The sequence below is a fragment of the Rheinheimera maricola genome (assembly GCF_016918075.2).
Taxonomy (GTDB): domain Bacteria; phylum Pseudomonadota; class Gammaproteobacteria; order Enterobacterales; family Alteromonadaceae; genus Alishewanella; species Alishewanella maricola_A.
Genome location: NZ_JAERPS020000006.1, coordinates 132,303 through 156,975, shown reverse-complemented (window position 1 = coordinate 156,975; position 24,673 = coordinate 132,303). Strand labels below are relative to the sequence as shown.

The window sequence follows — 24,673 nt, the reverse complement described above, 5'->3', positions numbered from 1 at the left end:
TGTCAGCACTGTAAATTTAACAATGCCAGTGGGTAAAACTTACCAAAGCGACCGCTAACCAAAATGTAATTTCTAGAAATGGTCATATAAATCATAAGTTTACACTTTGGTACATGAATTGAATATGAATTACTACATTGGTAACTGCAATTGAGGTTTTTTGTGATGTATGCAGACAGGTCCAGGATGGATAACACCCAGCAAGCGCAGCATTTATATTATGTTTATGCAGTCTGTCAGGCGGCACAGCACTTTTTTCAACAGGCGGCCCAGCAGATTAATAATAGTAATCTCAGATATAATTTTCTTGAGTTGTCCAGGCTACATCAAAGTGCCGCCAGGCGATTACCGGCTACAGCAATGAGCGAGCCTGATCATCGTAATCAGCTGGCGGTTGTGGAGTTCTGGTATCTGCATCAGTGTGCTGCTTTGTACAATCCCGCTCTGCAACCACTGATCATGGCGGAGCTAGAAGGGCTGTTGCAGCAACAGTTGCAGGGTTTAAAGCAGCTGATCAAGCAAGTAAGTGCGACCAGTGCAAAAATTACTTTGGCTCATTTTTCAGCGGCGCTGCAAATAGCGATAGATCGGTTAGCACCACTTCTGAAAGTTTTACCGACTAGCGGGCAAAAAATACAAACAAAAAATTAACATTAGCTGAATGATAAAATAAATTCCTTAATAAACAATAAGATATTTTATGGCATTAAACTGGCATCAGTCATGGGGTCTCACTACAAAGGAGCGACAACATGAAACATACAACTTTAGCAATGATGATGACTCTGGCTTTAACCACTACAACGGCAATGGCTGCAAATGACTGGAAAGACGGTGCCAAAGATGCGTGGATTGACGGTAAAGCGGAAACTACTTTGCTGCTAAATGGCAATTTGAACTCGTTTGATATAAATACCGACGTCAAAAACGGTGCGGTTACCTTAACCGGTAAAGTTGAAAGCGAAGTGGATAAAGCGCTGGCAGAAGAGCTGATAGAGAATCTGGATGGTGTGACTGGTGTAGATAATCAGCTGAATGTAATGGCCACAGGCAAGCCGATGACTGAGCAAGATGGCAGTGCCTTAAAAGACGCCAAAATTGCTACTGTGGTAAAAACCCGCTTGTTGTTTGAGTCTGAGGTGAGCGGCACCAGTATCGATGTAGATGCAAAAAACGGTGTTGTTACCTTACAAGGTGAAGTAGAGTCTGATGCCGAAAAAGACTTGGCGGTTGCCATAGCAAAAAACACCGATGACGTTAGCCGGGTTATAGATAAACTGCAAGTTGCACAGTAATTAACTGGTAACCTGCTTCAATTAACAGCCGATCTGCGCCCGGCCGGGCCAGATCGGCTTTTTGCTGTCTGCTCAGCTATCCGGTATGCTTTTGACACTTTCTGTTATGGCCGTATTACTTCATGCGCATTCTGCACACATCCGACTGGCATCTGGGCCAGCACTTTATTGGCCGCAGCCGCGCTGTTGAACACCAGTTGTTTTTGCGCTGGCTAGTTGAACAGGTTCAAAAGCAGCACATTGATGCCATTATCGTCGCGGGCGATATTTTTGACACCGCCACACCGCCCAGCTATGCCCGTGAGCTGTACAATCAGTTTATCGTTGAATTGCAGCCCAGTCGCTGTCAGCTGGTGGTGTTAGGTGGTAATCATGATGCAGCCGCAGTATTAAATGAGAGCAAAAATCTGCTGCAGTACTTGCATACCCGGGTGTTTGCCAGCGGTACCAGTGACCTGAGTGAGCAGTTGGTGGTATTACATAACCAACAGCAGCAACCGGCAGCACTACTTTGTGCCATTCCGTTTTTGCGTAGCCGCGACTTACTGCAAAGCCAGGCCGGACAAACGGGCGCTGACAAACAACGTAATTTACAACAAGCGATAGCACAGTATTACCAGCAGCTTTTCGCCTTGGCGCAACAGCATAATCTAGAGCATCAGCGGCAGTTGCCGATTATCATGACCGGGCATCTGACCACGCTTGGCGTCAGTCGGTCTGAGTCGGTACGCGATATTTACATTGGCACACTGGAGGCCTTTCCTGCTGATGCTTTTCCTGCGGCAGACTATATTGCGCTGGGGCATATTCATCAAAGCCAGCAGTTAAAAGCTGCAACGGATATCCGCTACAGTGGCTCGCCGATAGCACTCAGTTTTGATGAGGCCGGCCAGCAAAAGCAGCTATGGTTGGTTGAGTTTAATGGTAGCGAGAAAACGGTTTCCAGTATAACGGTACCCTGCTTTCAGCCGTTGTGTAGTATTAATGCCAGTTTGGCGCAGTTGCAAACCAAGGTGCAGCAAGCCACAACTAAGCTAGCGCCAGATCAAACGCTATGGCTCGAGTTGGTGATAAGTGCAACAGATGCCTATCTAACTGATTTGCAGCAAAGGGTTGAACCGCTATTGCAGGACTTACCGGTAGAACTGTTGCGTTTACGCCGTCAGCGCAGCACCACGGCAAACGCGTTTACCGTGCCAGAGCAGCAAAGCCTGGCTGAACTGACGCCACAACAGGTATGGCAGGCCAGGTTGGATGGCGAAACCCTCAGCGTTGAACAACAGCAGCAGCTAACCGCGCTGCATCAGCAAGTGCTGGCGACCTTGGAGGCCGCCGAATGAAGGTGCTGTCGGTGCGCTTGCAAAACCTTAATTCTCTGCGCGGTGAATGGCTAATTGATTTTCGCCAGCCGCCGTTTAGCCAAAGTAATATTTTTGCCATTACCGGCCCCACTGGTGCCGGAAAAACTACTATTTTGGATGCCATTTGTTTGGCGCTATATCACCAGACACCGCGCTTAAAAACGTCACCAACCAGCAATGAATTGATGACGCGTCATACCAGTGAGTGCCTGGCCGAAGTCGAATTTGAAGTAGCAGGTGTAGGTTACCGGGCATTTTGGAGCCAGCGCCGAGCCCGCGGCCAAAGTGACGGCAACTTGCAGCCGGCCAAAGTCGAATTAGCCAAACTGGATGGCACTATCCTCACGGATAAAACCAGCGACAAGCTGCGGCTGGTTAGCGAGATAACCGGGCTGGATTTCGGCCGCTTTACCAAGTCGATGCTACTGGCGCAGGGCGGTTTTGCTGCTTTTTTAAATGCCGATGCCAATGAGCGTGCCGAACTGCTGGAAGAGCTGACTGGTACCGATATTTATGGTCGGATCTCGCAGCAGGTATTTAACGATTGCCGCGCGCTAAAAAGCCAACTCGAGTTGCTGCAAGCAAAAGCAGGTGCAGTAGAGCTTTTGAGCAGCGAACAACAGCTGGCGTTAAGTGACGAGTTAGCTGAGTTAAAACAGCATTTGTCCCGGCAGCAGCAGGCCGTGCTCAAGCAGCGGCAAACGTTGAATTGGCGAGAACAGCTCAACAGTGCAGAGCGTGAAGTTGCTCAGGCCGAACAAGAGTTAGCCCAGGCGACAGCCGCCACTGCAGCACAGCGGCCAGAACTGCTGCGACTACAAAGCCACCTACCGGCTAGTAAGCTGGCGCCGTTGTACACAACGCTGCATATACAGCGCCAGCAACAGCAGCAATGTCAGCAGGAGCAAGTTAAGCTGCAGCAGCTGTTAGCCGATGGACAACAGCAGCAAGGCCGCCTGCTGTGGCAAGGGATGCAGTATATAACGCGGCAACAACAACAAGGGCAGGAAAAAGCACAGCGGCTGAGTGTGCAGCAACAGCAGCTAGCACAGCAACTTGCCAGCTTGTCGTCACAGCAAACAGAACTTACTAACCAGCTTAGCCAGCTGGATGGCGCCTTGGCAGAGGCAAAACCAGAAAGTCTACGCCAGCAACAACAACAGCAACGAGAACGTATTTATCAACTACAGCAATTGCAGCAACAGCTGCAATTGCAGCAAAAGCAGCAACAACAACACGACGTCGTTGTGCAGCAAATCAACGAACTTCAACAAAAGCACAAGCCTCTTGATGCTGAACTGGCGCAGCTGCGCCAACGTTATAAAGAATTGTCTGAGCAGGTAAAAGACAAAAAGCTGTTATTAGCCCAGCAGCTGGTCATTATGCAGCTGTCTGAACATCGGTCGCGGCTTCAGCCTGGTCACGCCTGCCCGTTGTGCGGAGCGACGGAGCATCCGGCCGTTGAGTCTTATCAACAGTTACATAGTTCTGATACCGAACAACAACTGGCGGCCAAAGAAGCGGAACTACTATCGGTACAGCAGCAGGGTGAAGCGATAAATAAGAGGGACGCAGGGCTGCAAGCCGAGCTGCGTCAGCTGCACCTGCAGCAAGCCCAGTTAGCAGCGGGCCTGGCTGAGCTAAGTGACAGCATTGGGCAGCAGTCAACACCGGATGGTGCGAGTTCTGTAGCCACTGAAATAGCGGCGTTAGTGCAGGCCCTGGATCAAACCGGGCAGCGCTTAAGCCAGCTTGAGCAGTGGCAGCAACAGCGCCAGCATGGCAAAGATAAACAGCAGCAAATCGCTGCGGCGCAAACCGGCAATCAACATCAGCAACAGTTGCTGCAACAGCAGAGCGCCCGCCTGGCAGAGCAGCAGGCCGAGCTTGCCGTGCAACTTGGCCATTGGCAACAGCAATGGCAAGCGATGCAGCAGGACGTGCCGGCGCAACAGGTAGAAAGTACAGACCTGGCAAGCATTAGTGCCGCATTACAGCAGCTACTGCAACAATTGCAGCAATGGCAGGGGCAGCAGCAAGTACTGGTGCGACAGCAGCAGCAAATACGAACCGACAGCGAGCATAGTCTTGAGCAGTGGCAACAGGCGTTGAGTGATAGCAGCTTTGCAGATGAAGCCGCATTTCACGCTGCACTGCTGAGTGACGCTGAATGCAATGCGCTGCAGCAGTTAGAGCAGCGCTTACAACAAGCCGAAATAGCTGCGCGACGCATGCTGGCCGAATGGCAGCAGCGCGCCCAGCTGTTGGCGCAGCAACAATTGTCGGCAATGCCGGTTACTGAACTGAATACTCAATTGCAGCAATTGGAGCAACAGGTGCAGCAACTGACTGAGCGCCTGGGTCAGCTGCAGCAGCGGCTTAGCAGCGATGCTGCGCGTCGCGATGGCCAGCAGCAACTGTTGCAGGACATTGCTACGCGCCAGCAACAGTATGAATGCTGGCAGCGCCTGAACAGCCTGGTAGGCTCGGCCGATGGCGCCCGTTATCGGCGTTTTGCGCAAAGCTTAACGCTGCAGCAGTTAATTGTATTGGCCAACCGCCAGCTGGCGGTATTGCATAACCGTTATCAATTAGCCCGCCACAACGACGCTGAATTGGAGTTAAGGGTACTGGATACCTGGCAGGCCGACAGTGAGCGGGATACCAAAACCTTGTCCGGTGGTGAAAGCTTCTTGGTCAGTCTGGCATTGGCGCTGGCGTTATCGGATTTAGCGAGCAATAAAACCCGTATTGATTCGCTATTTCTGGATGAAGGCTTTGGCACGCTGGATGCTGACACGCTGGACAGTGCACTGAGTGCGTTAGATAACCTTAATGCCAGTGGGAAAATGATCGGTATCATTAGCCATGTCGAAGCGTTAAAAGAGCGTATTGCTGTGCAGGTTAAAGTAGATAAGCAACAAGGGTTGGGGTTCAGCCAAATCAGCGTAGTGAGTTAGGCTGTTGCTGTAGCAGGTTAATGAACTCAGTGGCAGGCAACGGTTTGCTGAAGTAGTAGCCCTGATAATAATCGCAGCCTTGCTGGCGTAAAAACGCCAATTGCTCGGCTGTTTCGACGCCCTCGGCTAGCACTTTAAAATTCATGGTGTGGGCCAGGGCAATAATGGCACTTGCAATTTGCATATCGTCATTTGCTTGAGGAATATGCTCAATAAAACGACGGTCTATTTTAAGGATGTCCAGCGGCAGGCGCTTAAGGTATGACAGGGAAGAGTAGCCCGTGCCAAAGTCATCAATTGCCAGCCGCACCCCCAGCGCTTTTATTTGCCGCATGGTGGCGACAACTTTGGCTTCATCAATCATCAGCGCGCTTTCCGTGACTTCCAGTTCGAGATAATGCGCGGGCATGGCGTTGTCTGCTAATACTTGTGTTAGTTCGTCAAACAATTGGTCTTTGCTAAACTGATGAGCAGACACGTTTACCGCCAGGCTAAATGGCGTTATGCCTTGTTCCAGCCAGCGACTAAATTGCTGGCAACTGTGTTGTAATACCCACAATCCCAGCTCATGAATCAGGCCGCAACTTTCGGCTAACGGAATAAACACCGTAGGTGAAATAAATCCTAGTTCGGTATCATGCCAACGCAGCAGAACTTCGGCTCCAATCAGTTTGCCGCTGCCGATATCAATTTGAGGTTGATAGTAGCACTCAAGCTTGTCCTGCTTAAGCGCAGTGCGTAGCCGGCCTTCCAGTAATACGCGATTGCGGGCTTGCGCGGTTAATTCATCGGAATAAAACGCCATATGATTACGTCCGGCATGCTTTACTTTGTACATAGCGGCGTCAGCTGCGCGGATGAGGTCTTCACTGTTTAGTGCATGGTCAGGGTATAGGCTGATACCAATAGAGGCTGCAGTAATAACGTCATTGCCGTTACCAAGCTGGCAGGGTTGCTCGAACTGCAGCAGCAGCATATTTGCCAGTTCAGCCAGCTCGTCAACTGACTGCACCGATTGCACCAGCACACCAAACTCATCGCCGCCCAGCCGAGCCAGCGTGTGTTGCGGCGTGCAACATTGCTGCAAGCGTTGGCTGACCTGCATTAGTAATTTATCGCCTGCACTGTGACCAAAGCTGTCATTAATATCTTTAAAGTTATCCAAATCCATCAACATAACGGCGCATTGGCTACTATTCACTTTAGCTGTGGCAATGGCCCGGTTAATACACTGGCTAAAATGCTGCCGGTTCGGTAACCGGGTAACGGCATCAAAATCGGCTAAAAAAGCCAGTTCTGCTGCTTGTTTTTTCCGTTCGGTCAAATCGACATCAATACAATAAATTTGCGCCTCAGTATCAGCCAGCTTCACCACGGCATGCCCGGAATATACCGGCACCAAAGAGCCATCTTTGCGTCGCAGAGCAAGCTCTTCCGATGGAATTGCAATGCCGGTTGCCGCCATTTGTGCCATGGCTTCCGATACTGCATCATGCATATATGAAGGGATGATCAGCTCTAGTAAGTTCGTGCCGATAGCCTCTTCTTTGCTGTAGCCATAGATAAGCTCACTGGCTTTATTCCAGTAGAAAGTTGTGCCATCGGGCAGATAACCCTGAATGGCAATTTGTGGAGTGTTATCCAGCAACGTACGTAACCGCAGCTCACTTAACGCCAACTGCTGTTGGGCTCGCTTCTCTGCTGCATTCAATGAGCGTGCATGTTGCTGCTTCTGGTTAAGTAGTAGCCAAGCTAAAACTGCCGTAAGGCTGACATAAAAATAGCCTTTGTAGCTTTGGTATTGTGTCAGGGTGGTGGAATCCGAAATTAGCCAGGCCAATACGGTGTCGCTGCCGGCTATCCAGCTCAGGCCCAGCACCAGGTAAATTACAGCTGCAAACCAGGGTTGTTGTACTAATTTACCCTGCTGTTCATTCTTTCTCGCTGTCATTAAGTTGGGTGTCGATGGTGAGGGGAAGTAGTAAACAAAGCATAGCGCAAAAAGTCAGTGATGCAGCCTAAGTGACCGTAAGTTAAATCAATCAATAAATAAAGCCCGCGCAATGGCGGGCTAAATTAAGCAAAACAGCCGGCTTAGAACGAATAAACCAGTGTGAGAGAAGTTTGCGTATCAGTACTTTTTTTACCAACCGGCACATCAGAGTCATTTTGCAGCAGAAATGCCGCTTTCATCTGCAATGAACCGTTAACTTTGGCGAGTAATGAGGTTTCAGCGATAGTACGGGTATTGTCATTACCGTACTCGACACTCAACGTTTGGGCAAAACTGGCTGATTCGCTAATTGTCCAGTTAAACGATGCCGCACCACGCGCGATCAGACCGCTTTCGCTCTCACCTGTTGACCTTTTACCGCTGAAATAACCCGGACCGATTTCCACATCCAGTGACTTATCTTCTACGTTAAACAGTCGCGTTCCATAACCGACCGCCAGGGTGGTGTATTTAGTGTAGGCACCAAATTCGTCGTCAGTATAAGAAGCAAAAGCGAACAGCTTATCGAACTCTTGCTCTAACTTATAAGCTGTTTTAGCTGAAATCAGGTAACGCTCTGCTGAGCGTTCATTGAATTTGTCGCCATTATCATCGGTTTTTTCGTCTTCCTTAAAAAAGGCGCTGAAAATATACTGATTGCTCCACTGTTCAAGCTCTTGTTTGGCATCAATTTTCCCGGTAACCGACGTGCCTGCAGTATTGCCTGACGTAGTAATGGCGCCTAATTCTGCTGAAGTTGTCCATACTTTACCGCTCGCGGCAGTGTCATCGGCCTGCACTTGTATGCTTACAACCACAGCGGCTGCCAGAATTGAATAGAACTTCATACTTACTCCTGCTTGTCTTTCTTTATATGCACGTCCATTTGTGGAAATGGAATAGCAATACCTTGTTCATCAAATGCCAGTTTAACCTTTTCCAACGTGTCCCAATATACACCCCAGTAATCTGCAGAGTTTACCCAGGGGCGCACATTCAGATTAACCGAAGAGTCTGCCAAAGCGCCCACTTTTACCGTAGCTTCTGGCTGCGGTAAAACCCGTTCGTCGTCAGCTAACATCTTCTCAAGAATTTGCTTGGCTTTGCGTAAGTCAGAGTCGTAACTGATACCAATCACTAAATCAACACGGCGAATCGGTTCGGCAGAATAGTTTGTAATAGCGCCACCGGTAACTTGGGCATTGGGTACAATAACCAACTTATTGTCTGGTGTTTTCATAGTGGTTTGGAAAATTTCAATTTTATCTACCGTGCCGGTAATGCCACCTGCATCGATAAAATCCCCAGACTTGAACGGCCGGAATAAAATGATCAGGATACCAGAGGCAAAATTAGCCAGCGAGCCCTGCAACGCCAAACCAACCGCTAAACCGGCTGCGCCTAAAATAGCAATAAAAGACGTGGTTTGTACGCCAACTTGTGATAAAGCCATTAACACAGTAGCAATTAGAATAAGGGCGTAAACAATACTGGCGATAAAAGACACCACAGCTTTATCTACCGAGCGGGAAAGCAGGGCCTTTTCCATAAAGCGTTTAACGGTTTTGGCTACCATGCGGCCAATATAAAATATAACGATAGCGGCAAAAAGCTGCAAAAAGTAGCCTAACAGCACCTCATGATTTTCTTGAAATAACTGGGTGATTTGTTCCATAACACGCTCCTGTGCATCAATAAATTTAAGCAAACAGGGCGAATAGTAGCATAGAAGCTTGGTGGAATGCATGAAAACGGCATGACAGCTTAGTGATTTCAGGCCGGACAGAAAAATGCTTGGTTGGCTGCATAAACTTAGGTAAAATACTTTGCACGGCGGTGATTGTAGCTCAGTTGGTAGAGCCCCGGATTGTGATTCCGGTTGTCGTGGGTTCGAGCCCCATCAGTCACCCCACTTTTTCTTATCATTAGCACCCCAACGCGCCCGCTCAGTTTTGCTAAGCTGATTTCACTGATAGTAAATACTGCGTAAGGTGGTACATCGCTATGGATTTAGCTACGCTACAACAACAGCTGCAACAAACAGACCTTGCACCGGTAGAAAGCTGGGACCCACCCTTTTGTGGTGATTTACCTTTGCATATTGATGCCGACGCTAATTGGTTTTATCAAGGCAGTAAAATTCAACGTCCAGCGCTGGTACAGCTATTTGCTTCAGTGTTATTGCAGCAGCATGGCGAATATTTTCTGCAAACACCGGTCGAAAAAATACGTATCACAGTCGCTGATGCCCCCTTTTTAGTTACGGACTGGTGTTGGCTTGAAACAGCAACAGGCCCGGCCTTGCAATTGACCACTAATGTGCAACAACAGGTACTGGTAAGTCCTGAGTACCCGCTGCGGCTTAGGGCCGACCCGCAGCAGCAATGTCTGCCTTACTTACAGCTGTGGCGTGGCTTGCGGGCTAAACTAAGCCGCAATGTTTACTATCAATTAGCGGCCCAGGCCGTGCCTGTTAGTTGTAATAAAAAACAACATTATCAATTGAAGAGTGCCGGATATCCGTTTAGCTTCGCCATCGTCTAAACGGATACTGGTCGGTGAAAACTGACACCCTGTCTCAAGCTGGTTGTCCAATTTCACTGTGGCGGTTAACACTGGCACTATCCAAATATCAGAAGGCTAAAATAACATGTATAAAACGCCCGTTGCCCTGCTACTAAGTACTCTGTTTGCATCTGCTCAAGTGTGTGGCGCTACACTGATCCATGCTGGCAAGCTGATTACTGCAGAAAACAAACAGGTATTGTCTGAGCACACTATAGTGGTGAAACAAGACAAAATAGTTGCGCTAGAAGCAGGTTTTCGCCAGCCAACAACTGAAGATGTGGTGATTGATCTAACTCAGCATACGGTAATGCCGGGGCTTATGGATATGCACACACATTTTTATACCCAGTTTAGTCCAACAGTTTACAGCGAAGGCTTTACCATGAATGAAGCTGATTACGCTTTGCGTGGAGCCACCTTTGCTGAAAAGACCTTAATGGCCGGTTTTACTACGGTGAGGGAATTAGGCGACAACCATCAAATCAGCACGGCATTAAAAAAAGCAATTGCAAAAGGTTATATCAAAGGCCCACGTATTTTCGCAGCAGGCAAATCGCTGGCTACCACCGGTGGTCATGCTGACCCGACTAATGGTGTTGCTGCAGTCTATATGGCTGATCCTGGTCCGAAAGACGGTGTTATCAATGGTGCTGATGAAGCGCGAAAGGCTGTGCGGCAGCGTTACAAAGAAGGCTCGGATCTCATTAAAATTACCGCTACCGGTGGTGTACTCAGTGTGGCAAAAAGCGGTAGCAATCCACAGTTTACCGATGCAGAGCTGGCTGCCATTGTCAGCACAGCTAAAGACTACGGTATGAAAGTGGCGGTACATGCTCATGGCAAAGAAGGCATGGAACGGGCAATTAAAGCCGGGGTTGACTCTATTGAGCATGGTACCTATATGGATAAAAATACCATGGCCATGATGCGCAAGCAGGGCACTTACTTCGTGCCTACTATCAGCGCTGGTAAATGGGCTGAAGAAAAATCGGCTATTGCTGGCTTTTTCCCCGAGTTAGTGCGGCCCAAAGCTGCAACAATAGGTGGCAGAATTCAGCAAACGTTTGCTGAAGCCTATAAAGCCGGTGTTAAAATTGCCTTTGGTACCGACGCCGGTGTGTATGAACATGGTAACAACTGGCGCGAGTTTGTTTACATGACGGAAGTCGGCATGCCTGCGTTGGAAGCGATACAAAGTGCTACTATAGAAGGCGCTCGCTTGTTAGGCGTCGCTGATGAACTGGGTAGTATTAAGGCAGGAAAAATTGCTGACATTGTGGCTGTGCCAGGCGATCCCCTGCAAGATATTAATCTAATGGGCCAGGTAAGCTTTGTTATGAAGGCAGGCCAAATATATAAACAATAACCGTTTGCACTGTTAGACCAGCCGGCTTAGTCCGGCTGAAACCGCAGCAATAACGCTTTGGCATCTGCCAGAATACTTTGCTTTAAATCTTGCTCAGCTTTCAACCGCAACTCATCTTGCTGCAGAGTAAGGGATTTGGCTTGCTCTTTACGCGCCTGATGCGTGGGCATATCTTTTACGACCTGATACATCTGATATAAGCCCGGGTAAGTTGTTTCCGGGTCTGGTTTACGCTCGGGCACCAGATGGTCCAACAATACCCAAACTCGCAGTGCACCCTCAGATAGCTCACATTGCTCTTCACGCATGGCTTTGCAAATTAGCGTAATACTGTCACGTAGATACTGTCGCTTTTCATTCAGTTTTTTTTGCTTAGCCTGAGTTTGTTGCTGTAGTCGCCACAGTAGAGTGCCGGCATAAAATGCCAATCCGGCGACAAGCAGCGCTGCTGCGACCATTATGCTCAGTGTTGTACTGCTCAATATTAGTCCTCATCACCTAATAAGTCTTTACGCCAATCAGTACGTTCAAATGCCGCCAGTGGATCCGTCTCCGCCTCGTCATTCAACCCCAGCTCGTCTAGCAGCTGCTCCAGTCTAGCTGTTTTGGCGTTAAAATATTTTGCATCTTTACCGGTTAGCACTTCATCTTGCTCTACCCGCTCCAGCAACTGTTGCAGATAACTATCATTTTCAATCAAGGTTAACTCTTGCTGGGCGCTCAACTGCACCGGCTTTGCCTTTGCCAGGCTTGCTTTGGGTAGCAAGGCTGCTACGTTTTGCTCCGTTTGCTGCACAGTAGCCTCGCTGATCAACGCAATGGGCTTTTTGCTGCCTACGCGCGGATCTTTATTCGCTGCGCTGGTATTTGTCACGCCAGATACCGCAACTTCGCTATTGCGACTACCTGATTTTAACCCGGCCCCTTTCTTTTTGGTTTGCTCTTTTGGCTGGCGGGTTTTGCGGATATCTTCCGATGACAAATGGCGCAAACCGTTTGGGCCGGCGGAGCGGGTTTTTTTCTGACGAGTCATGTTTGTTACCTGTAAAAAAGGGCGCACATTTTAACCAGTTTTACGCAGAAAGACTAATGCTTTCGCCGCTGTAATAGTACAACATCTTTTTCAACGAAATGCAGGTCAAAACTATCGCGTTGGGCTAAATAGGAAAAAGTATGTTCGCAAAAGAAACTGACGTGGGTTGGATCCAGTTTATAGTGCCAACTCGCGAACGCCTCTGCGGTGGTGTATCGCTTAGTCATAATGGCTAAAGTGCCGCCGGGTTTAAGTAGCTTAAGCCACAGTGCCCACTCCCTGGCAGGGTTAACAAAGTGTTCTACTGCTTCAGTACAGCTAATAAAATCATATTGTTGCTGTAATACGCTATTATCGGCTGCAAAATAGGGATCCCACACGGCCATATGCTGGCCTGCATCAGATAACATTTGCGCCAGTAGTGGGCCAGGACCACAGCCAAAATCCAAACCTTGTAAACCAGAAGCTGGCAAGGCAGCTAACAGTGGCGTGGCCAGGCGCAGCAAAAACTGACGATAGCCATCATCATTGAGGTCGTTGTTGTGTAGTTGATATTGCGCCAACTCATCTTTTGCCGATAGCACGCTGTTGCGGTCTGCAAATACTAGTTGGCAGCGTGAACATTGATGATAAGAACGGCGTTTATCACGATGATATAAGTTACAGCATAAGTGTGAACACAGTGGGCAAGTGTTATTAGACATAGAAAAGTAGCTGACTAGGGCAAAAAGAAAAGGCGATAAGATTGTCTTATCGCCCCGGGTATGTTTGTGTCAAGTGGACACTTCTCTCATTCGCTGTCATCGTCCTGATGTTGCTATAACGCCCTGTTAGTCTGTTCCCTTTATTATTCTGGCTTTCCGTATCTGATTTTATTGTTTACGATCATCCTGATACTTTCGTAATCATCCTTGAGCGTGAATCACGCAGCACATCATCCAGATGTGGTTATAAAGGCACCGCGCACTTTCGTACTGGTACAGCAACTTCCGTGCTGTTAATCCCTGTTTTTATTCAGTTACAAATTGTAACAGCTGTATAATCTACTCTGATCTGTTCAGATGACAAGGCTCTGCGGTAAAAAAAACATCAAGCCGGTTAAGATAAATAGTAATATTGTATGTATTCATATGGTTATAAAATAAGTTTTATTTCTTAAAAGTTCCATAAAAATACAACAATGGTGTTTTTCTTACATGGATTGTGAGATATATCGCACAAAATAAGTTGTGTTAAATAAAAAAACCGGCGATAAACGCCGGTTTTTTTGCGACAAAGCGAGGCTGATTAGTGTAAACCACCCAAGTATTGTGACAGCACTTCAATATCTTCATCCGTTAATTTACGCGCAATATCCTGCATCATGCCGTTTAAATCATTCGCCCGCTTGCCACTGCGAAACTCTTGTAAAGTGGTCTTCAGGTAGTTGGCATGTTGATACGATATTTTTGGAAAGCCACCCAGGCTTGTGCCTGAGCCCCGGGGGCCGTGGCAAGCAATACAAGATGCAATGCCTCGATCGGCATCGCCACCACGATAGAGCTGTTCGCCCTTGGCAATAACATCTTCCGGAGTTGTACCTGATTTCATTTTTTGTGATGCGAAGTACGCGGCTAGATCTTTCATATCCTGATCCGACAGCGCTGCGACCATGCCAAACATAATGCTGTTATTCCGGCCCTGTTTACCGCCGGTCTCCATGCCTAACTTATATTCACGCAACTGTTTATAGAGATAAGTTGGATGCTGGCCTGCGATTTTAGGATACATATCAACCGGGCTGTTGCCATCGGGGCCATGACAGGCTGCACAGGTAGCGGATTTCGCTTTACCTGCTTCGGCGTCACCATCAAATGCATAGGCTGTTCCGATTAAACCGAATACCAGCGTCAGTGGAAATAGAAGTTTTTTCATTTTTTATCCGTCTCTGTCCGCATTAAAGCGCCAGCATACTGGCAACCAAGTGTAATAACCTTAATTTTTATGCCTATTTTACACGAAACTGTTGAAAGTAAAATCCCATTGCGTCAGCAAAAGCTTATGCTCTATGTCCAGATCCGCTACAATGACATCAAATTATTCGCCGGAGAAGGCAGTGTACAAGTCAAAAATCAATTATCAGCGCGCCACTTTTCTAACCAGTGCTCCTGATATAAAAGCATTACCCGCTGACGCAGGCATTGAAGTCGCGTTTGCTGGCCGCTCGAATGCGGGTAAGTCCAGCGCTTTAAATACGCTGACACGGCAAAACAGTTTAGCCCGTACTAGCAAAACACCGGGCCGTACCCAGTTAATTAATACTTTTAGTTTGGACGATCAGCGTCGACTCATTGATTTACCCGGTTATGGTTTTGCTAAAGTACCGCTGGCAGTAAAGGAAAAGTGGCAAAAGTCGTTAGCTGAGTATCTGACAAAACGCACCAGTTTGAAAGGATTGGTTGTATTGATGGATATTCGCCATCCATTGAAAGATTTAGATCAGGATTTAATTCAGTGGGCAGTGGATAGCAAGTTGTCTGTGTTGATATTGTTGACTAAGGCAGACAAGCTTGCGTCCGGTGCCCGTAAAAAAACTTTACTTGAAGTGCGTGAGGCAACACTGGCTTTCATGGGGGATATTACGGTGCATGCCTTTAGCTCATTAAACAAACATGGTTTGCCTGAGTTAGAGCAAGTATTGGACTTGTGGTACGAGGCTGAAGGTGCTGCAGTTACTGAGTAACAGACAGAAAAAAACCGACACCCTTGGGTGTCGGCCATAGCAAACGGGGAGAAGCTATAATTTCAAATCAACAGGGTGTCTTATCGCTAAGACAACGTCATTATACAGTATTCTTATCTGGTTTGAAGTATTTACTCTAAAATATCTAATAAAATTTCATTTTGCACCAGAGCACTCTGCAATGTGCCGCTGAATACTGTGCAAAAACCAACCTGATTACTCTCGGGTTGGTGTTTTTTAGGCGAAAAAAACGCCCCACTGCAAGCAGTGGGGCGGCTAAAATAAGCCTACTTTCGTCTGCGGGAGCACGCTGGCTCTGACATTGAAAGATAGAACATCTTACCTCTGTACCCTACAAGCCAAATTTTAACCAGTCAGTGTCAGAATGCAAGGTTTTTTTGTAATAAAACAACATAAATTGTTTTTATCGGAGGGTTGCGGTTTTATTTGGTAATTAAATTACCTTTTTGTTTGCCATTTTGCTCTATCAGAGACAAAAAAAACCCCACAAGAAGTGGGGCACTAAGGAGTAACAGGAGAAAGGGATAACATAACTAATACATCAGACTACCGTGTTGTCTGCGAGTTCCGTGGCCGGAAAAATAATTTTATGTTAGCCCATCTGGCTGTATCAATGAGCCTGATCCCAGTTGTCACCTTGTCCTGCTTCCGCTAACAATGGCACATCAAGTGTGGCGGCTTGTGCCATTAACGCTACCAGTTTTGGTATCACACTATCGAGTTTATCGGCATCTACTTCAAACACCAATTCATCATGTACTTGCATGATCATTGTTACGGCGGTGCCTGTTTGTTGCTGCAGCCAATCATCGACTACTATCATGGCTTTTTTGATAATGTCTGCTGCAGTACCCTGCATTGGAGCATTAATAGCTGCGCGTTCGGCTCCCTTGCGGCGCGCCATGTTTTGCGCATTTATTTCCGGCAAATACAACCTGCGACCAAATAGTGTTTCAACGTATCCCTGTTCATGAGCTTGTTTACGGGTGCGTTCCATGTAATTAAGTACACCGGGAAAGCGTTCAAAGTAACGATCAACGTATTGTTGTGCCTCGTTGCGGCCAACGCCAAGTTGTTTGGCCAGACCAAATGCTGACATACCATAAATTAGACCAAAATTGACTGCTTTGGCACTGCGTCTTTGCTCAGTTGTAACGTCATCCAGGGCCACGCCAAATACTTCAGCAGCAGTGGCTCGGTGAATGTCTAAACCGTTAGCAAAAGCGTCTAACAGCGCTTTGTCTTGTGACAGATGCGCCATGATACGCAGCTCGATCTGCGAGTAATCTACGGCGACAATTTTTTTGCCTGCAGGGGCGATAAATGCCTGGCGAATGCGCCGGCCCTCTTCTGTACGAATGGGAATGTTTTGCAGGTTTGGGTCAGTTGAGCTTAGACGGCCGGTAGCGGCAACAGCTTGATGATACGAGGTATGTACCCGGCCAGTTGCTGGATTTACCATCTTAGGCAGTTTGTCTGTGTAGGTTGATTTTAGTTTACTTAACCCACGATGCTCAGTAATCAGTTTCGGAAATTCATATTCAAGAGCCAGCTCAGCGAGTACTTCTTCCGCAGTTGACGGCGCGCCAGTGGGCGTTTTTTTTATGACGGGCAGCTTCATCTGCTCAAAGAGAATTTCTTGCAGTTGCTTGGGCGACGACAGGTTAAATGTTTTGCCAGCTTGGTCGAAGGCTCGTTGTTCCAATTCGGCGATGCGCTTCGCAAGTTGTTCGCTCTGAATCGCCAGCAAATGACTATCAATCAGCACGCCGTGGCGCTCAATGCGGGATAAAATGTCTACTAATGGCATTTCAATATCAGTTAGCACTGTTACCAGGCCAGGATGTTGTTGCAGTTGCGGCCATAAGCTCTGGTGTAGCTGCAATGTTACATCGGCATCTTCAGCGGCATAATGTGCTGCTTTTTCCAGCTCTATTTGATTAAAGGTTAATTGCTTCGCGCCTTTGCCAGCTATGTCAGTAAAACTGACCGTTTTGTGGCCGAGGTATTTCAGTGCCAGGCTGTCCATGTCATGGCGAGCAGCGACGGAATTCAGTACGTATGACTCCAGCATGGTGTCGAAACGAACACCGTTAAGCTCAATGTCATAACGCGCTAATACACTTTTATCATATTTCAGATTCTGGCCAACTTTTGCTTTGCTGTGATCTTCTAACCAGGGTTTCAACGCACTGAGGACTTCATCGCGGCTGAGTTGTGGCGGGGCACCAATGTAGTCATGCGCTAATGGCACGTACCAAGCTTTGCCAGCTTCTGTTGCTACCGATAGACCCACCAACTGTGCTTGCATATAGTCGAGGCTGGTGGTTTCCGTATCAAAAGCAGTTAGGTCGCTACTGTTTAGTTGTACCAGCATAGCGCTGAAAGCGTCGTTATCCAGCACGGTTTGATAATGATCAGACGCTAATGTTGTCGTTAATGGCGTGGTTGCTTCGTCAGTTGTTGCGGCAAACATGTCGGCCTGTGCCGGGTTAGTTTGTATCGTCACCTTTTGGGTCTGGTCGGTTAATACGTCACTTAACCAGCGTCGAAACTCACACTCTTTATATAGCTCTGCCAATGTGATGTTATCTGGTATTCTTAATGTCAGATCTGCCAGTTTATACGGCAGTTCAACATCTGTTTTTATACTGGCAAGCTGATAAGATAGCTCCAATTGGCTGCGGAATTCTTCGAGCTTGGCTTGCATGGTTTTAGCGCCACGAAAAGTCAGTGATGCTACTTTGTCTAGTTGTTGATATATCTGTGCAATAGATCCTAGGCCCTGCAGTAACGCGGCAGCGGTTTTCTCACCTACCCCAGGCAAACCTGGAATATTATCTACTTTATCACCCATCAGCGCCAAAAAGTCGATAATCAATTCGGGGCCGACACCAAACTTATCTACTACGCCTTGGGGATCTAGCAGTGTATTCGTCATGGTATTAATCAACGTGACATGTTCATCAACTAACTGCGCCATGTCTTTATCGCCAGTTGAAATTAAAGTATGTCGACCTTCCCGGCTGGCTTGGCGTGCCAAAGTACCGATAACGTCATCTGCTTCAACCCCAGCAATGCATAACAAAGGTAAGCCCATAGCGGTAACAATGCGGTGTAAAGGTGCAATTTGGCTACGTAAGTCGTCGGGCATTGGCGGGCGATGGGCTTTGTATTCACTGTACATCTCGTTGCGAAAGGTTGGCCCTTTGGCATCAAACACCACCGCCATCTGCGTTGGCTTATATTGCCGCAGTAAACTTTTTAACATGTTTACCACACCATATATGGCGCCTGTAGCCTCACCACGGGAATTAGTTAAATGTGGTGGAGAATGATAAGCACGAAATAAATATGATGAACCGTCTACCAGGATCAGCGGAGTGTCGTTGATTGTCGCCATGAGAGAAACCTGCTGAGAATAAAGCTATAGGATGCCACAGCAGTTTAAGCACTGCCAGCCGTGGTTGGTGTGTGTCAGAGCATAATAAGCTGTGGATAACTTTGTGCAAAACAAATAAATACAGTCTGGCTTCTGCAGGCAGGAGTCAGTGGGCTATTATTTTAATGCTTTGTTTTATATGAAAAAATAGGGGGTGTGTCACAGCGCCCATATTATTATTCTTATGCTTCTAATTATGTGGAAAACGCTTTTGCTCGTTGTCCAAACCCGGTGATGGATATATCAATACAACCGATTCACCGGCCAAGTAGACTACCATAATGACACCAGATTCAAAGTAAAACCGTTAAATAATTTTGCTTTAAAAATGTATTTCATCCTGCACTAAAGGCATATGTCAGCAATGGCGGGACCTAAGCGACGACAGCATCATCGATGCAAGCATAAGCTGAGTGTGGTCGGGCAATTCCCCACCCGTTGTGCGCGAGATCTGCCGCATTAATGCATATGGGGCCTATGATAAGTAACGGCGCCTGTCTGGGGCTTCCCCTGACGGTCGCTTGAGGGCTATAATGGCGCAAACTTTGTGCGGACTTTACCACGGGAACTTACAACATGAATAAAATCACCATCGCGGTCGCCTTACTGTTAGCCACTTTTGGCATTCATGCCAGCGCTGACGCAGATAAAGAAGCTTTGGCCAAACGTCTGGCTCCTGTAGGTCAAGTTTATATAGCCGGTGCTGCCGCAGCAGTTGATGCAGGGCCATCTGGCCCACGTAGTGGTGAAAAGGTCTATCAGACAGCGTGTTTTGCCTGCCATGGTACTGGTGCGTTGGATGCACCGAAAAAGGGTGACGCTGCCTGGAAATCACGAATTGACCAAGGTTTTGACACTATGCTTAAGCACGCTATAGAAGGCATTCGCAATATGCCTGCCCGTGGTACCTGTGGTGATTGCAGTGATGAAGAAATTGCTGCAGCAATTGAGTTTATGGTAGACGGCGTATAAGTCGTTTGCTTTGCTAGCGTAAATATTACGCGCTGAGAGAACAGCAATAAGGTCACAATATGTGGCCTTTGTTGTTTTCTGCGCTGTTGCAGCGAGTGTTACTGGCTAATTGTTAATAAGTACCGATTAAGTTCTTCCATGTGATTAAACTTTGTGCATAATGGAGCCAGTAAAATAAAGCGCACCGGTAGTAACTGGTGGCATAAATGTCGGCTCATCGTTGCAGGGAACAACAGAACTGAACAAGCGTTTACGCCAGGCTGAAATAAAGCTGCGACGGCTGACCCTGTTAGCCACGCGGTATAAGCAAGCCTACACTATTCAGGGCGCATTATTGCAGCTCTCTGAACTTGCCAGTACTATCAGTGATATGCGGGAGTTTTATCCTGCTATCCACAAGATGGTAGCCGAACTGCTGCACGCAGAAAACTTCTACGTGGTATTTTACGACGGCATAAGCGAACAGTATTCACCGCAATATTTCTCAGACGAAAAAGACCAAAAAATAATTGCCCAAGTGCCGTCCAGTGCCTTCTCCAGCGGTTTGACTGGGTATGTCGCTCGTACAGGCCAGCCATTATTATGTGATTCAGAGCAGTTTGAACAGCTTGTGCAGGACGGACACATTCAAGCACAAGGCTCACCTTGCGCGCACTGGCTGGGTATTCCGTTGTGCCGGGAGCAGCAGATAATTGGTGTGATGGCCATTCAGTCTTATAACGCGAAACAGCTTTATACCGCCGCAGATCTGGCTTTGTTCAGCAGCTTTGGTGGCCATACAATTACCGCGCTGGACCGGGTAAAAAGCCGCGAATTGTTAGAAGATACCGTGCGCCAACGTACTGCAGAACTGCGAACCATTAATAAGTCGTTGCAAAAAGAAATCAAAGAACGAACCAGTGCCGAGCAACTGCAGGCCGCGTTGTATCGCATATCCGAGCTTACTGCTAGCAGCAGCGACATGAGCAGCTTTTATCAAGCCGTACATCAGGTGCTTTCTGAGCTGATGCCGGCAGATAATTGCTATATTGCCCTGCTGGACAGCAACAAATCTAAACTGACTTTTCCGTTCTATTTGGATCAATATTCACCGCCCGCACGGGAACGGCCACTTAATCGCGGTTTTACAGAATATGTCATCCGCTGTGGTGATGCCCGGCTTATTAATGCCGATACGGCAGAGCAATTGGTCGCAAGTGGGGAAATTCGGCGTGGGATGGCTGATCCCGCTAAACCAGCACGGCATTCTACCAGTTGGTTGGGTGCGCCGTTGTTGATTGAGCAGCGTGTTATTGGTGTTATTGCATTGCAGTCCTACGCGCAAAGTTATAGCTACTCTGAGTCTGAATTGAATATTTTGCGCTTTGTGTCGCAACACATAGCTGTGGCTGTGCAGCGTAAATTAGCCACTGAACAACAAAAGCGGCATCAAGAAGATCTAGAGCGTAAAGTTTTTGAAAGTACCCGTGAGTTACGTCAAACCAACTTGTTTCTAAGGTTGCAGGTAGAAGAGCGGAAAAAAGCAGAGCAAAAACTGTTCTACGAAGCCAATCACGATGCGTTAACCGGGCTTGCCAACCGGCAAATGTTTTTACAGCAGTTAAAGCAGCAATTTGCCTTGAGTAAGCGTCAACCGCAGTTGAAAATGGCACTGCTATTTATCGATCTCGACCGTTTTAAACTGATCAACGATACCCTCGGCCATCATATCGGCGACGCCTTTTTGATAGAGGTGAGTAAGCGATTGCAAACCTCGGTGCGTGAGCATGATCTTGTGGCGCGTCTGGGCGGTGATGAATTTGTGGTATTGCTAACCAGTTTGCTCAATGAAGCGGATGCCGAAGAAGTGGCTGAACGTATTATTGAGATGGTTCGCCAGCCTTTTTTACTGCAGAGCCAACAAGTGCACTCGGGTGCCAGTATTGGTATAGCTTACTTCAGGCACGATCATGGCAAGGAAGAAGCTTTGCTGCGCGATGCCGATGCCGCTATGTATCAAGCAAAATCAATGGGCCGCAACCGTTTTGTAATTTTTAATGAAACGATGCGCGAACAAATGTTGCAGGCATTAAGTATTGAGCAAGTCATGCTGCAGGCACTTGAGCAACAGCAGTTTATACCGGTGTACGAGCCGATTTTATGTGGGCAGGGTCGTAATCTGATGGGTTATGAGGTGCATGCGCAGTGGCAACACCCACAATTGGGTACGCAGTACGATTTTACAGCGCAAGCGACTCAAGTCGGTATTTTGCCGCAAATAGAACAGCTAATGCTGCATCAAGCTTGCCTAAAACTAGCCGTAAGTGCTCGCGATACTGGGCTGCTCACTGTTCGTCTGAGTGTGCAGCACCTGCTGCAAAGCGATTTGTATGAGATGCTAAAAAAGCGTATTGGCGCGCTGGAGAACCCGCATCGGTTGTGTTTGGCCTTTGCCGAGCGTGACTTAATTCAGGCTGGCACGCCCATTAACCTTAATATGCAACAGCTGAAGCAGTTAGGGGTACGTTTGGCGTTGCACAATTTTGCAGCTGATGTCGCGCCGCTTGGCTTATTGCTGCAGCAACAATTCGACTTCGTCAAGCTAGACGCGGGCTTTTGCCGGCAGTTGTTACGCAACGAACAAAAGCGTCAGTTGTTGCAGATGCTGCAAAGCCTGGCGTTGAACTATAAATTCCGTTTGCTGGCTGATGGCGTCGATAGTGCTGATTTACTCAATTTACTGCTGGCTGAAGGCTGCTGCTTTATGCAAGGCAAATACGTATCAGAATTGCTTAATGCAACAGACTTAGCCTGTGCCCCCTCAGTTGTTCTTCAGCAACTGGCGTAAACGCTCAATATGCGCCTGACCGGTTTGCTGGCGCTGCTCGACAGTTTTTACCGGTACAGCGCTCTGCCACTCTAAATCATCCTGCGGCAACTCGTATAAAAACCGGCTGGGCTCTGGCCGGATCACTTCACCAAATTGGCGCCGCTCTTTGGCATAGGTAAATATCAGCTCGCGTTGCGCACGGGTAATGCCGACATAGGCCAACCGGCGCTCTTCCTCAACATTGTCCTCATCTATACTGACCTGATGGGGCAAAATACCCTCTTCCATGCCTACCATAAATACATAAGGAAACTCCAACCCTTTGGAGGCATGCAAGGTTAGCAATTGCACCTGATCGGCATTGTCGTCTTGCTCCTGGCGCTCCATCATATCGCGCAACGTCAGCCGGGTGACGACTTCGGGCAAGGTCATCGGCTCGTCGTCATCTTTGCCTTGCAGCATTTCGCTGATCCAGCGATACAGCTCGTTAACGTTTTTCAGCGCCATTTCGGCGGCTTTGGGGCTGGTGCTGGTTTCAAATAACCAAGCTTCATAATGGCTTTGGCGAATTAAATCGCGTATTGCTTCAGCCGGATCGGCGCGCTGTACGTTGTCGGCTATATTGCTTATCCACTGCGCAAACTGTTTTACCGCATTGTGGGCGCGGGCCGATAAATGCATCGACAGCTCGCTGTCGCAGCACGCCTCAAACAAGCTGATGTGTTTTTCATTGGCCAGGTTACCCACTTGTTGCAACGTCGCGGCGCCTATTTCGCGGCGTGGCACGTTAATAATGCGCAGCAGGGCATTGTCGTCGTCCTGGTTTACCACCAGACGTAAATACGCCATCACATCTTTAATTTCGCTGCGGGAAAAAAACGAGGTGCCACCGGATATTTTGTAGGGTATGCGGTTGGTCATTAGCGCCTTTTCAAATAGGCGCGATTGATGGTTGCCGCGGTACAACAAGGCATAGTCGCGGTATTGACTGCGGTTAATAAAACGGTGTGAGATGATCTCAGCCACCACTTTTTCCGCTTCGTCTTCTTCGTGCTTACAGGGCAGCACTTTTAACGGCACACCATAACCGTTTTCACTGAACAGCTGTTTGTCGAACTCATGCGGGTTATTGGCAATTAAGATATTGGCGGCTTTTAAAATGCGCTCGGCCGAGCGGTAGTTCTGTTCCAGCTTAATCACATTTAATGACGGAAAGTCAGTTTTTAACAGCGCCAGGTTCTGTGGCCTTGCCCCGCGCCACGAGTAAATAGACTGGTCATCATCGCCCACTACGGTAAAACGCTGACGCTCACCTACCAGCCATTTCACCAGCTGGTATTGGCTGGTATTGGTATCCTGATATTCATCTACCAACAGATACTGAATTTTCTGCTGCCACTTTTGCCGTACCTCTGCATTATGCTGAAACAGCAAAGTAGGCATTAAAATAAGGTCGTCAAAATCCAGTGCGTTGTAGGCAGTAAGTTGCTGCGTATAGTGCTGATAATAATTAGCAAAGCTGATGCTTTGCGCATCCTGCGCCTCGCTAATAGCTTTGGCCGGCAGCGTTAATTCGTTTTTCCAGCTGCTGATACGGCTTTGCAGCGCACGCAATAAGTCTTTATCGCCCTGAATATCGTTTTCGCTCAGTTCTTTTAACAGCGCCATGCTGTCCTGGTCGTCAAACAGGGTAAAGTTGGCTTTATAGCCAATATGGCGGTATTCCTTTTTCAGGATCTCCAGCCCAAGGGTATGAAAGGTAGAGATTGTCAGGCCACGGGTGGCGGCCTTGGGCAGCTCGTGGTTAATCCGCTCGCGCATTTCGCGTGCTGCTTTATTGGTAAACGTAACCGCGGCGATATGCCGTGCCGGCATGTCACATTGCTGAATTAAATAGGCAATTTTGTTGATAATAACCCGGGTTTTACCGCTTCCGGCACCGGCCAGCACCAGGCAGGGCCCGGAGATAAATTTAACAGCAGCATTTTGTTGCGGATTTAACTTCATTGACACACCCTTATAGCCAAGGCGGCATTGTAACGAAATTTGCCGTTAAATAGCATTCGCTATCCGGCTTTTGCTCTGTAGAATGAAGCCAATGCTTTAATAAATGCTGCAAGTAGTTGATGCA

Annotated in this window: 18 protein-coding genes and 1 tRNA gene; 10 read left to right on the top strand and 9 right to left on the bottom strand. The window is 47.9% G+C overall.

Features of this window, described 5'->3' with window-relative positions:
• Positions 1 to 186 precede the first annotated feature (186 nt).
• From I4W93_RS16205 to sbcC, 4 genes are all read left to right on the top strand, one after another.
• The gene (locus I4W93_RS16205) at positions 187 to 651 is read left to right on the top strand and encodes a hypothetical protein (protein WP_205311839.1); all 465 of its coding nucleotides are present in this window, start codon (positions 187 to 189) and stop codon (positions 649 to 651) included.
• Positions 652 to 752: 101 nt separating this feature from the next.
• The gene (locus I4W93_RS16200; protein ID WP_205311838.1) at positions 753 to 1,295 is read left to right on the top strand and encodes a BON domain-containing protein; all 543 of its coding nucleotides are present in this window, start codon (positions 753 to 755) and stop codon (positions 1,293 to 1,295) included.
• Positions 1,296 to 1,417: 122 nt separating this feature from the next.
• Entirely contained in the window at positions 1,418 to 2,635 is a 1,218-nt protein-coding gene (gene sbcD, locus I4W93_RS16195) for an exonuclease subunit SbcD (protein WP_205311837.1), read from the top strand.
• Positions 2,632 to 5,616, top strand: coding sequence for an exonuclease subunit SbcC (sbcC, locus tag I4W93_RS16190; protein WP_205311836.1), 2,985 nt, complete (start codon positions 2,632 to 2,634; stop codon positions 5,614 to 5,616). The genes sbcD and sbcC overlap by 4 nt, the downstream gene beginning before the upstream one ends.
• Here the strand turns inward: sbcC and I4W93_RS16185 are convergent.
• The 3 genes from I4W93_RS16185 to I4W93_RS16175 all read right to left on the bottom strand — a co-directional run bounded on the left by I4W93_RS16185 (position 5,600) and on the right by I4W93_RS16175 (position 9,284).
• Positions 5,600 to 7,567 (bottom strand): putative bifunctional diguanylate cyclase/phosphodiesterase, encoded by a 1,968-nt coding sequence (locus tag I4W93_RS16185; RefSeq protein WP_205311835.1) that lies wholly within the window; start codon positions 7,565 to 7,567, stop codon positions 5,600 to 5,602. The genes sbcC and I4W93_RS16185 overlap by 17 nt on opposite strands.
• Positions 7,568 to 7,710: 143 nt before the next feature.
• On the bottom strand, positions 7,711 to 8,457 hold the full coding sequence (locus I4W93_RS16180; RefSeq protein ID WP_205311834.1) for a DUF481 domain-containing protein: 747 nt from the start codon (positions 8,455 to 8,457) through the stop codon (positions 7,711 to 7,713).
• Between the two features lie 2 nt (positions 8,458 to 8,459).
• Positions 8,460 to 9,284 (bottom strand): mechanosensitive ion channel family protein, encoded by an 825-nt coding sequence (locus I4W93_RS16175; protein WP_205311833.1) that lies wholly within the window; start codon positions 9,282 to 9,284, stop codon positions 8,460 to 8,462.
• A gap of 161 nt (positions 9,285 to 9,445) precedes the next feature.
• Between I4W93_RS16175 and I4W93_RS16170 the strand changes: the two genes are divergently transcribed.
• From I4W93_RS16170 to I4W93_RS16160, 3 genes are all read left to right on the top strand, one after another.
• A tRNA-His gene (locus I4W93_RS16170) sits at positions 9,446 to 9,521 on the top strand.
• Between the two features lie 92 nt (positions 9,522 to 9,613).
• Complete coding sequence (locus tag I4W93_RS16165) at positions 9,614 to 10,153, top strand: DUF1285 domain-containing protein (protein WP_205311832.1); 540 nt, start codon at positions 9,614 to 9,616, stop codon at positions 10,151 to 10,153.
• Positions 10,154 to 10,259: 106 nt separating this feature from the next.
• Positions 10,260 to 11,543: a metal-dependent hydrolase family protein gene (locus I4W93_RS16160; RefSeq protein ID WP_205311831.1), complete on the top strand. Its 1,284-nt coding sequence runs from the start codon at positions 10,260 to 10,262 to the stop codon at positions 11,541 to 11,543.
• Between the two features lie 26 nt (positions 11,544 to 11,569).
• Here the strand turns inward: I4W93_RS16160 and I4W93_RS16155 are convergent, their stop codons facing one another.
• The 4 genes from I4W93_RS16155 to I4W93_RS16140 form a co-directional block, all read right to left on the bottom strand.
• A complete protein-coding gene (locus I4W93_RS16155; protein ID WP_224673505.1) occupies positions 11,570 to 12,025 on the bottom strand; it encodes a DUF2489 domain-containing protein in 456 nt (151 codons plus the stop codon).
• A gap of 2 nt (positions 12,026 to 12,027) precedes the next feature.
• Complete coding sequence (gene yihI, locus I4W93_RS16150; protein WP_205311830.1) at positions 12,028 to 12,576, bottom strand: Der GTPase-activating protein YihI; 549 nt, start codon at positions 12,574 to 12,576, stop codon at positions 12,028 to 12,030.
• 53 nt (positions 12,577 to 12,629) lie between these two features.
• On the bottom strand, positions 12,630 to 13,280 hold the full coding sequence (locus I4W93_RS16145; RefSeq protein ID WP_205311829.1) for a class I SAM-dependent methyltransferase: 651 nt from the start codon (positions 13,278 to 13,280) through the stop codon (positions 12,630 to 12,632).
• A 583-nt stretch (positions 13,281 to 13,863) separates the two neighbouring features.
• Positions 13,864 to 14,490 (bottom strand): c-type cytochrome, encoded by a 627-nt coding sequence (locus I4W93_RS16140; protein WP_205311828.1) that lies wholly within the window; start codon positions 14,488 to 14,490, stop codon positions 13,864 to 13,866.
• A gap of 181 nt (positions 14,491 to 14,671) precedes the next feature.
• On the opposite strand from I4W93_RS16140, the gene yihA reads away from it, so the two are divergent.
• Positions 14,672 to 15,298: a ribosome biogenesis GTP-binding protein YihA/YsxC gene (gene yihA, locus I4W93_RS16135; protein ID WP_224673504.1), complete on the top strand. Its 627-nt coding sequence runs from the start codon at positions 14,672 to 14,674 to the stop codon at positions 15,296 to 15,298.
• A 631-nt stretch (positions 15,299 to 15,929) separates the two neighbouring features.
• Here the strand turns inward: yihA and polA are convergent.
• On the bottom strand, positions 15,930 to 18,722 hold the full coding sequence (polA, locus tag I4W93_RS16130) for a DNA polymerase I (protein ID WP_205311826.1): 2,793 nt from the start codon (positions 18,720 to 18,722) through the stop codon (positions 15,930 to 15,932).
• A gap of 615 nt (positions 18,723 to 19,337) precedes the next feature.
• Here polA and I4W93_RS16125 point away from each other — a divergent pair.
• Together I4W93_RS16125 and I4W93_RS16120 are read left to right on the top strand one after the other, a co-directional pair.
• Positions 19,338 to 19,733 (top strand): c-type cytochrome, encoded by a 396-nt coding sequence (locus tag I4W93_RS16125; protein WP_205311825.1) that lies wholly within the window; start codon positions 19,338 to 19,340, stop codon positions 19,731 to 19,733.
• A 220-nt stretch (positions 19,734 to 19,953) separates the two neighbouring features.
• A complete protein-coding gene (locus I4W93_RS16120; RefSeq protein ID WP_205311824.1) occupies positions 19,954 to 22,560 on the top strand; it encodes a bifunctional diguanylate cyclase/phosphodiesterase in 2,607 nt (868 codons plus the stop codon).
• On the opposite strand, the gene rep is transcribed toward I4W93_RS16120, so the two are convergent.
• Positions 22,534 to 24,549 (bottom strand): DNA helicase Rep, encoded by a 2,016-nt coding sequence (gene rep / locus I4W93_RS16115; RefSeq protein WP_205311823.1) that lies wholly within the window; start codon positions 24,547 to 24,549, stop codon positions 22,534 to 22,536. The genes I4W93_RS16120 and rep overlap by 27 nt on opposite strands.
• Between the last annotated feature and the right edge of the window lie 124 nt (positions 24,550 to 24,673).